The following is a 9,382-nucleotide window of genomic DNA, read 5'->3' as shown; positions in this document are numbered from 1 at the left end:
TGAGGGATATTCCGTTCTTCCTATTCAGGATCACGAAACTTTATGCTTAATCTCACCCCAAGAATTCTGCTTGATCCGATTTTTCTAGGTTTGTGTTTTTAATCAAACTTGTTTGTTTTGGAGAGTTTCCTGCCTATTGTTCAGTTTTTATTACCCGAATTCATTTTAGAAAATTTCAGTCTTACTTCCGTAGACAAAGACGGAGATACATTTCACGTTCGCATCGAAGAAAAGAACACTGCTGATAACGATTCGGACAAGAAAAATTTACGCTCCAAAGGCTTTTTCCCTACCATCACAATTCAGGATTTCCCAATTCGTGGACATAAAGTTTTTCTTCACATTAAACGCCGCAGATGGCTTAATACCAAGACCGGTAAAGTGGTTTACAGGGACTGGGCGGAGGTAGCAGAGGGGACGCGAATGACTAGTGAATTCGCGGCTTTTTTAAAACCGGGCCGCCGGGCGGAAATCGGTCGATACCAACCCGAATAGCGCCTTGACAATCGGACGGTTTTATGGAGTGAATGGCAAGGATCTGCTACGCCATTACCGTGATTTTCAAAGCGGATTCAAGAATTGGAGCCAAAAAGGACACGCTAAAAAATGGCTACTGTTCCCTCAAAATATCGGTTCTCATTTATCAATTGACGAGACTAGCCTTTCTCACGGCGAGCTGTACACGATCCTCACCAACAAGTCAGCGAAAGGCGGAAAAGGATGCATAGTAGCCATTGTCGCGGGTACTAAGGCTGAGACGGTTATTGAGGTTCTTCGCAAAATCCCCGGATCACAACGCAAAAAAGTTACTGAGATAACTCTGGATATGGCTGGCAGCATGACAATGATCTCCAAGCGTTGTTTTCCACGAGCCACGCGTGTCACTGATCGTTTCCACGTGCAAAGGTTAGCTATCGAAGCCTTGCAGGAAATCCGCATAAAACATCGCTGGGAAGCGCTGGATAATGAACATGACGCCATTGAGCAGGCAAAAATCTCTCAGACAGAATATCAGCCAGAAATATTACCCAACGGCGACACCGTAAAACAACTCCTGGCTCGGAGCCGATATGCGCTGTATAAAAAGCCCAATACCTGGACTGAAAGCCAGCGAGAAAGGGTGCAACTTCTCTTTGAACGATTCCCAGACCTCAAAAAGGCATACGAGCTGGCAATAGAGCTCAGTAACATCTTCACAAACACAACTGAAAAAATATACGGACTGACCAGATTGGCCAAATGGTACGAAAAGGTCAGGCAGTCCGGTTTTAAACCATTCAATACCGTCGCTCGCTCAATCGAGAATCACTATAAAACTATCGTGAATTATTTTGACAACAGAAGTACCAATGCTTCTGCCGAATCCTTCAACGCAAAGATCAAAGCATTCAGGGCACAGTTCAGAGGGGTGCGAAACGTGGAATTCTTCCTTTACCGGCTTACTCAGTTATATGCTTAATCTAAGTTGCTCCACAACATTTGGTCTTGATCCCCAGAACCGCCGATGATACTTGGATCAAACCTGGTAAAGTAAGCGGGGCGCGTAGCCTGGTCGCCACAATACATCGCAAAAGACCATCCCTTAAAGATGGTCTTTTTATGTTGCTTTCTAATTAGATCGCTGATATTCTCATACGTTAATGATAGTCAAGATTTAAGAGTGGACTCTCTTGTTATCAGATGACAGGGCAGTAAGATTTCCTGCACTGAGCTAACCTGGGACTTATTTATAAGCTGATTGATTATGAGCTCGCAACTGCTTTGACCAATTTCAAATGCAGGTTCTGCGATAGTGGATAGTGTTGGTGAGATTACTTCTCCCATTGAATCGTTGGTAAATCCAATAACACCAACCTCCTTTCCAACGGCAATACCCCTTCTTCTTAATTCTAGAATAGCACCTATAGCTTTTCGATCATTTACAGCGAAGATTGCGTCCGGTTTATCTGCTGTTTGCCTAAATAGGCTATCCGTATCTGCCTGACCATCGAGCCTGGAAAAGCCTGAGGAAACCACTTCATTATATTCAATGTCAAATTGCTGAAGAGCGGACATATAACCCTTTACTCTGTTCTGAGTTAATAACAGATTGCTCGGGCCTGTGATGTGCGCGATTCTACGGTAGCCACAGGAAAGTAGGTGTTCAACCGCCATAAAGGCCCCATTATAGTCATCCTGCATCACTTTTGAAAAGCCTGCTTCTTCAATGACCCTGTCGAAGAATACGACTGATATTCCTCTTTCGCTAAGTTCCTGTAAATACTTATGAATGCGGGTTTGTGATGAGACGCATACCAACAATCCATCTATGTGATTAAAAGGCAGTTCAGCTATGAGCCTCTCCTCAGTCTCGGCGGAATCGTTTGTCAGGTATAGAATGATATTATACCCGTGCAAGTTTGCTGTCTCCTGAATTCCTGTTATTACTGTTGAAAAATAGTAATTAGTTATTGTCGGAATCAAAACTCCTATGTTTCGGGTATGACGTTGCACAAGGTTCAGGGCATTCAGGTTGGGTTTGTAGTTTAACTTCTTTGCAACTTCCAAAACCCGCTCTCTTGTCTCTCTGCTTACATCATAAGCATCGCGCAAAGCACGCGATACAGTAGCTACCGAGATATTCAGTTCCCGGGCGATATCCTTAATAGTACTTGACCTTCGCTGCACTTGTGACCTCTTATTAGATGTATATGATAGGAAGAATGACAAAGGTGACTTTATACCCTCCGTTATCGTAAACGTTCTCGCTAATATTTATTTCAATCCACTATTAGTCGTTCCCTCAATCATGTAAATTGATTCGGTATACGTCGGATCCATTCTTTAAATGTAAGATTGACATTCTGGCGATAGGCACTTCCGCATTCGTTAAATCACTTCCTAAGCTCTAACACATCCATGAAAAAACGAGATTTCTTGAAACTTTCCGGGCTGGGCATAGCTGCCGGCCTGACTTCCAATTTTGCTGTTAAGGCGGAACGGGCTACCACAACTGACAGTAAGGCACCGCTCTTCAATATGTCAGGGTATGCCGCGCCAAAAATCGATACAGTTCGCATTGCATACCTCGGTTTGGGCAACAGGGGCGGTGGTGCAATAAAGCGGATCATTCATCTTGAAAATGTCGAAGTAAAGGCGCTTTGTGACATTAGGAAAGAAAATGTAAATGAGGCAGCGAAGGTCTTTGAGAAATCAAATCAGAAACCGACCCTTTACTCAGGAAGCGAAAATGAATGGAAGAAGGTTTGCGAAAGGGATGACATTGATCTGATCTACATATGTACACCGTGGAGTCTTCACACTCCGATGGCATTGTATGCAATGGAGCACGGAAAGCATGTGGCTGTCGAAATTCCTGCTGCTACCACCGTGGAAGATTGCTGGAAGTTGGTTAAAACCTCAGAGAGAACGAAAAAGCATTGTATGATGCTGGAAAATTGTTGTTACGACTTTTTTGAGCTTCTCACGTTGAATATGGCGCGTCAGGGATTCTTCGGTGAAATCGTCCACGTAGAAGGTGCTTACATTCATGATATCCTCGATTCCTTTTTTGATAAATCAAAGCGATATGACCTTTGGAGGTTGAAAGAAAACCAGCGGAACGGCAACTTGTACCCGACTCACGGACTAGGTCCGGTTGCGCAAATACTGAATATTAACAGAGGCGATAAGATGGACTTTCTTGTTTCTGTTGCGAGCAATGATTTTATGTTGGGTGAAAAGGCGAAGCAAATGGCAGCCAAAGATCCTGATTTTAAACAATACACCACGAAGCCGCTTCGTGGTAACATGAATACCACGACGATTAAAACCAACAAAGGAAGAACGATCATGCTGCAACATGATGTGTCTTCTCCGCGCCCGTATTCGCGCATTCACCTGGTAAGTGGTACCAAAGGCGCTGCACAGAAATATCCGCTGGAAGGGAAAGAAGGGAAAGGAAGGATTTCTCAAGGGCATGAATGGGTATCTGATGAAGAATACAATGAACTCGAACGAAAGTATCAGCCTGAAATCGTCAAACGCATTGGTGAGCTCGCAAAGCAGGTAGGAGGGCACGGCGGAATGGATTTTTTGATGGACTGGCGGTTGATCGACTGTCTGCGGAATGGACTTCCACTGGATCAGGATGTATACGATGCAGCTTCGTGGAGCGTGATTGCACCTTTATCCGAGTGGTCGGTAGCAAACAGGTCCAACAGTATCGATATTCCTGATTTTACTTCCGGGGCGTGGAAGAATAACCAACCGGTAGACCTTGCCCTATCCAAAGGAGGAAACACCAAAGTTAAATCCTGATATCCATAATCCAGATCTAATCAATTCAATATGAAGATTAATATTGGCCAAACGAATAAGGAACTTGGCCTTCTTGCTGGCAAAGCAGCAGCGGAAGTGATTCGTGAGAGTATTAAAAGCAAAGGTTTTGCAAATATCATTGTTGCGACCGGTACCAGCCAGTTTGAGACTTTAAACCAGCTGATTTCGGAAACCGGAATAGATTGGAGCAGGGTAACGATGTTCCATTTGGATGAATACATCGATTTGCCTGATTCGCATCCCGCCAGTTTCCGCAAGTATTTGCGCGAACGGTTTCTTGAAAAGCTACCTCCATTGAAGGCGGCGTACCTGATTAATGGAGAAGGCGACGTAAAGGAAGAAACAAAGCTTCTTGATAAGATCATCAGCAAGCATCCTATTGATCTGGCCCTGGTGGGAATAGGCGAAAATGGCCACCTTGCATTCAACGATCCACCTGCGGATTTCGACACGGAAAAGCCTTACCTGATTGTCAATCTGGATGAACCCTGCAGACGGCAGCAAATGGGCGAAGGCTGGTTTGCCGCGCTGGAAGAAGTGCCGCAGCAAGCAATCAGCATGTCGATCAGACAAATCATGCAATCTGCGCATATTATTTGCTCAGTGCCTGATCAGCGCAAGGCAGTGGCAGTACGGGATTGCCTTGAAAATGAAGTAAGTAACTTGTTTCCGGCCAGCATTTTGCAACTCCATCCCGATTGTGTATTTTATCTGGATAAAAGCTCTGCAAGTCTGCTCGCGAGCTCAGAAATCCAGAACCTTGCCTAAACCGACTGATGGAACCAAAAACGCTTTATGCCCCGGCAGAACAGGCTGTGCCTGTCAGAAATACCAGACTAGCTTCGATCGACGCACTGCGCGGGTTTGATATGCTGATGATTTCAGGAGGTGGCGCCTTTATTTTTCTACTAAAAGGCAAAACGGGTATTCCAATGATAGATGCAGTGGCTGATCAATTCGAGCATCCTGAATGGAATGGATTCACATTCTATGACTTCATCTTTCCATTATTCCTTTTTCTTGCCGGTACTTCCTTGACTTTTAGTATTCAAAAAGGCTTGTCGAAAGGAATGCACCATTCCGAAATCAGAAATAAAATCTTTGTGAGAATGCTCATTCTGATCGCATTGGGTATCCTTGATAAAAATGCACCTATCGATGTCTTCGACCCTGCCCATATCAGATACGGAAGTGTACTTGGCCGCATTGGGCTGGCTACTTTTGTGAGCGCGCTGCTATTCATGCGATTCAGCTTTGTTCAGCGGTTTGGTATCGCTATCGCCACGTTGGTTGTATATTATCTCGCATTAAAGCTCATTCCTGTACCAGGTTATGGCGCTGGTGATTTGTCATTTGAGGGAAATCTGGTAGGCTGGTTTGACCGCACTTTTATGCCTGGCAAACTCAAACAGGGTACTTACGATGAACTTGCGATACTGACACAATTTCCCGCGATTTGTCTAACATTATTTGGCACAATTGCAGGTGATATTCTGTTGAAAGCTGCTCCTGAAAATCAAAAAGTTAAGAAGCTAGTCTTACTTGGACTTGCCGGCATTGTGGTTGGTCTCGCCTGGGACCTGATATTTCCGATCAACAAACATTTGTGGTCGAGCTCATTCATTATGCTCACTTCCGGGCTCGCATTTATGTTCCTTGCCACTTTCTATTGGATCATCGATGTAAAGGGTTTTTCCAGATGGGCTTTTTTCTTTCAGGTTATTGGAATGAATTCTTTGGTTATTTACCTGGCAGTCAGGTTTGTAAACTTCAATGCATCTTCCAAACTACTATTTGAGGGATTTTACAAATACGCGCCTGAAAAATGGCATGAGGTTTACAACGCGCTGGGCGGATTCGTGCTGGTTTGGCTCTTTCTATACTTTCTGTATCGAAATAAGATTTTTGTCAAAGTATAACTTGTATGGAATCAAACACGAACGAAGATCCGGCTGGGCAAATAGGACGGAGAAACTTTATTGCAGCAATACTCGGAACAGCCACGTTCCCACATCTTATCCAAAATCAAGCTCCTGTTTTATCGAAATCTAATAGTTTACCAGCTATGCTACCGGAGAAAAGTGTAATCGGACATTATGGTCAATGGGCGAATGCATTGCAGCCCAAAGTGCCGAACCTTTCTTACAGAAATGCGAAATACAAAGACCTGAAAAGCTGGCAAAAGGAAGCCTTAGCCAAGACCAGGGAGCTCGTCGCCAGTCCGCCAAAACCAGTTATGCCCAAGGTTACTGTCGAAAAAAAATATGTTTTCGACGGACTTGAAATAGAAGAGCTATCGTGGGAATTGGGCTACGGAAGACCAACAAAGGCAGTTTTCCTCAAACCGCAAGGTGCAACTAAACCATTACCTGCGGTACTCGGCCTGCATGATCACGCCGGTATGAAGTATTTCGGTTACCGGAAAATCGTGAAAACGTCGGAAGATCAACATCCGATCCTTATAGAACATCAGAAATCTGATTATGGCGGTAAGGCGTGGGCCAATGAGCTCGCCAGATCTGGATATGCAGTTCTGGTGCATGATACTTTTGCATTTGGCAGCAGGCGGGTACACTACGATGATGTAGAAGGCCTCAACTGGGGAGGCGTCGATACCACAGGGAAAACCGATAAAGATCCTGAGAAACCGGAGCATATAGAAGCTTATAATGCGTGGTCATCGGAGCACGAGCACGTGATGTCGAAGTCGCTATTCTCCGCCGGGACAACCTGGCCAGGGGTCTTTCTGTCAGAAGATCAGGTTGCATTGGATATTTTAAGTGCGAGAAAAGATGTTGATCCGGAGCGGATAGGTTGCTGCGGATTGTCAGGCGGCGGTCTGCGTACTGTTTATCTTGGCGGACTGGATCCGCGAATCAAATGCGCGGTTTGCGTAGGCTTTATGACAACGTGGTCGGATTTAATCCTTAACAGATCTTTCAATCACACCTGGATGACGTACACGCCATTGTTACCGCAGTTTATTGACTTTCCGGAGATACTTGGTTTGAGGGTACCATTACCTACTTTGGTTCAAAACAACAATCAGGATCCACTATATACATTACCGGAGATGCAGGAAGCCGACCGCATTCTGACAGCCGTATATAAGAAGGCTAATGCGTCAGAAAAGTACGCAGCGAAGTTTTATGACGGTCCGCACAAGTTCGATGTTGAGATGCAGAAAGATGCATTTGCCTGGCTTGGGAAGTGGCTTGCTTAGTAAAGCTTAAAGCCAGTTGATAGCAGATAAATTTTTGGCAAGATATTTCCCGTATTCCCGGGCGCAGCCTTCCAGAAGTCGCTTTTTTGTTTGGGAGATCTTTTTAAAAGGATACATGTCCAATTGCACGCTATCCTTCTTTAAAGTCCTTTTCCAGATACCTTCCACTTTGCCGTCGATGACGATTGTGGGCATAAACATTCCATTGTTACCCGGAATAATCTTGCCCCAATTTGCCTCTTCAAGAATGACGGAGCGGTCGGTGTAGCCCAGCATGTATTCGTCGAAGCCAGGCAGCAGGAAAGTTGCCTTTTCAACCACGGTTTCCATTTGCTCTTGCGGACACCAATAAGTGTCTCCATTTACTTCCATGGATTGCAGCTTGTCTGCATTCAATTGTAATCCAAGCTTCGCATCTGAAACTTTAAGCCCCGTCCACCACACAAAATCATTTAAAGTGGCAGGACCGTGACTGGTAAAGTAGCGTAAGGTAATCTCGGCAATACTTTCCGTTTCATCCAGCTGTCTTGGATTAGCAACCCATTCGTCAAGCAAAGTATAGGTAGGCTGCTTTTCATTGTGCGTGCCGTGACAAAGGATCTGGGTCTGCGCCAAGTGATTAATGATGTGCATGCCACGTTGTTCGCCCGTCGGTATCCCTCCGTTTTCAAGCAATGCGTATACCTCAGCCCTCGTCATTTGTCTGCCACCAAGCAGCTCGGGAACAATCAGGTCACGGCTTTTGGCGAAAATACGATCATCAAGTTCCAGTTGTTTATACCTGCCTGCCGAACGCTTAATAATTCTGGGCGTGAGCAAACGCAGCATCCAGTGCGCATCCTCTGCTGCCACGAAATGGAGCGTGCCGCGCATTGGCCAGGTTCTGACAATTGATTTCTCTGCAATCGCTTTTTCAACATCTGTCTGGGTTCCACCCTGCATCCTCAACGCAATGGAAAACAATGCACCCGCGTGATCCTGCGCCTGAATAGCCCCGAGCCAACGCACGGTTTCCGCAGGCGTTTTAAAACGTGGATCGGAGAGAAGCAAATTGTGAAGCCGGAGATTCTGAATATCGCGGATTGTCATTGTGCCGACCAATTAAATGAATTCAGGAAAGCTGACGGAGGTATGTTTCTGCCCAGCGTAAATCCTCAGGCGTTGTGATTTTGATGTTTTCATAAGCCCCATCGATCAGCTGAATGGGATAGCCTTTTGATTCAAGAACACTCGCGCAGTCAGTGAAAGTCTCCTGATATTCGGTTGAAAATGCGTCGGACATCCAATCAAGGCGGAAAGTCTGGGGAGTTTGTACCAGCCTGTAATGTGTACGGTCCAGTGCTTTATTACCAATGCCCGGTTCAATGGTCCGGATCGATTCTTTCAATGGAACACTGGTAACTGCCGAGCCGAATTCGCGTGCAGTATGGAAACCCGCAGCGATAATGTCTTTTGATATAACAGGTCTTACCCCGTCATGAACAGCGACCAGCCCGTGCCCGGATCCAATACTTTTCAAGCCATTTTGCACCGAATGGAAACGGGTATTACCTCCTGCTACGAGGAAGTACTTTTCATTAAAGCGGTATTCAGCACATAAATTTTGCCAGAATGCGAACTGTGTCTCGGGCAAGACGAGGATGATATGCAAATTGTCAGAGTAAGCTCTGAATGCAAGAATGGTATGCATTAACACGGGGAGGCCATTTACCACAAGAAATTGCTTGGGCACGTCACTTTTCATCCGGCTGCCACTTCCTCCGGCAACTAATACTGCAAATTCCTGCATCATATTACAAAAAAAGGTCATTTAAGGATCAGGATTCAAACCTAATACAT

The 9,382-nt window shown here is 45.2% G+C and carries 9 protein-coding genes; 6 read left to right on the top strand and 3 right to left on the bottom strand.

The window, feature by feature from the left end:
* The first annotated feature begins 117 nt into the window (after positions 1-117).
* Both AC1XTG_RS24455 and AC1XTG_RS24450 read left to right on the top strand, forming a co-directional pair.
* A complete protein-coding gene (locus tag AC1XTG_RS24455) occupies positions 118-495 on the top strand; it encodes an ISAon1 family transposase N-terminal region protein (protein ID WP_056291768.1) in 378 nt (125 codons plus the stop codon).
* A 4-nt stretch (positions 496-499) separates the two neighbouring features.
* Positions 500-1,459, top strand: a complete 960-nt coding sequence (locus AC1XTG_RS24450) for an ISAon1 family transposase (protein ID WP_484843779.1) — start codon at positions 500-502, stop codon at positions 1,457-1,459.
* A 188-nt stretch (positions 1,460-1,647) separates the two neighbouring features.
* On the opposite strand, the gene AC1XTG_RS24445 is transcribed toward AC1XTG_RS24450, so the two are convergent.
* On the bottom strand, positions 1,648-2,667 hold the full coding sequence (locus AC1XTG_RS24445; protein WP_484843781.1) for a LacI family DNA-binding transcriptional regulator: 1,020 nt from the start codon (positions 2,665-2,667) through the stop codon (positions 1,648-1,650).
* A gap of 231 nt (positions 2,668-2,898) precedes the next feature.
* On the opposite strand from AC1XTG_RS24445, the gene AC1XTG_RS24440 reads away from it, so the two are divergent.
* The 4 genes from AC1XTG_RS24440 (at position 2,899) to AC1XTG_RS24425 (ending at position 7,543) form a co-directional block, all read left to right on the top strand.
* Positions 2,899-4,299, top strand: coding sequence for a Gfo/Idh/MocA family protein (locus AC1XTG_RS24440; protein ID WP_484843778.1), 1,401 nt, complete (start codon positions 2,899-2,901; stop codon positions 4,297-4,299).
* Between the two features lie 30 nt (positions 4,300-4,329).
* A complete protein-coding gene (locus AC1XTG_RS24435; RefSeq protein WP_484843777.1) occupies positions 4,330-5,088 on the top strand; it encodes a glucosamine-6-phosphate deaminase in 759 nt (252 codons plus the stop codon).
* An 8-nt stretch (positions 5,089-5,096) separates the two neighbouring features.
* Complete coding sequence (locus tag AC1XTG_RS24430; RefSeq protein WP_484843776.1) at positions 5,097-6,239, top strand: acyltransferase family protein; 1,143 nt, start codon at positions 5,097-5,099, stop codon at positions 6,237-6,239.
* 146 nt (positions 6,240-6,385) lie between these two features.
* On the top strand, positions 6,386-7,543 hold the full coding sequence (locus tag AC1XTG_RS24425; protein ID WP_484843775.1) for an acetylxylan esterase family protein: 1,158 nt from the start codon (positions 6,386-6,388) through the stop codon (positions 7,541-7,543).
* Between the two features lie 6 nt (positions 7,544-7,549).
* On the opposite strand, the gene AC1XTG_RS24420 is transcribed toward AC1XTG_RS24425, so the two are convergent.
* Both AC1XTG_RS24420 and AC1XTG_RS24415 read right to left on the bottom strand, forming a co-directional pair.
* The gene (locus AC1XTG_RS24420; RefSeq protein ID WP_056291666.1) at positions 7,550-8,632 is read right to left on the bottom strand and encodes a winged helix DNA-binding domain-containing protein; all 1,083 of its coding nucleotides are present in this window, start codon (positions 8,630-8,632) and stop codon (positions 7,550-7,552) included.
* A gap of 22 nt (positions 8,633-8,654) precedes the next feature.
* Complete coding sequence (locus AC1XTG_RS24415; RefSeq protein WP_056291763.1) at positions 8,655-9,332, bottom strand: 2-C-methyl-D-erythritol 4-phosphate cytidylyltransferase; 678 nt, start codon at positions 9,330-9,332, stop codon at positions 8,655-8,657.
* Positions 9,333-9,382 lie beyond the last annotated feature (50 nt).

The organism is Dyadobacter sp. HNCC25DJ183, assembly GCF_056895175.1.
Note: the sequence above shows the minus strand (reverse complement) of the source record. Positions and strands in the feature narration are given on the sequence as shown.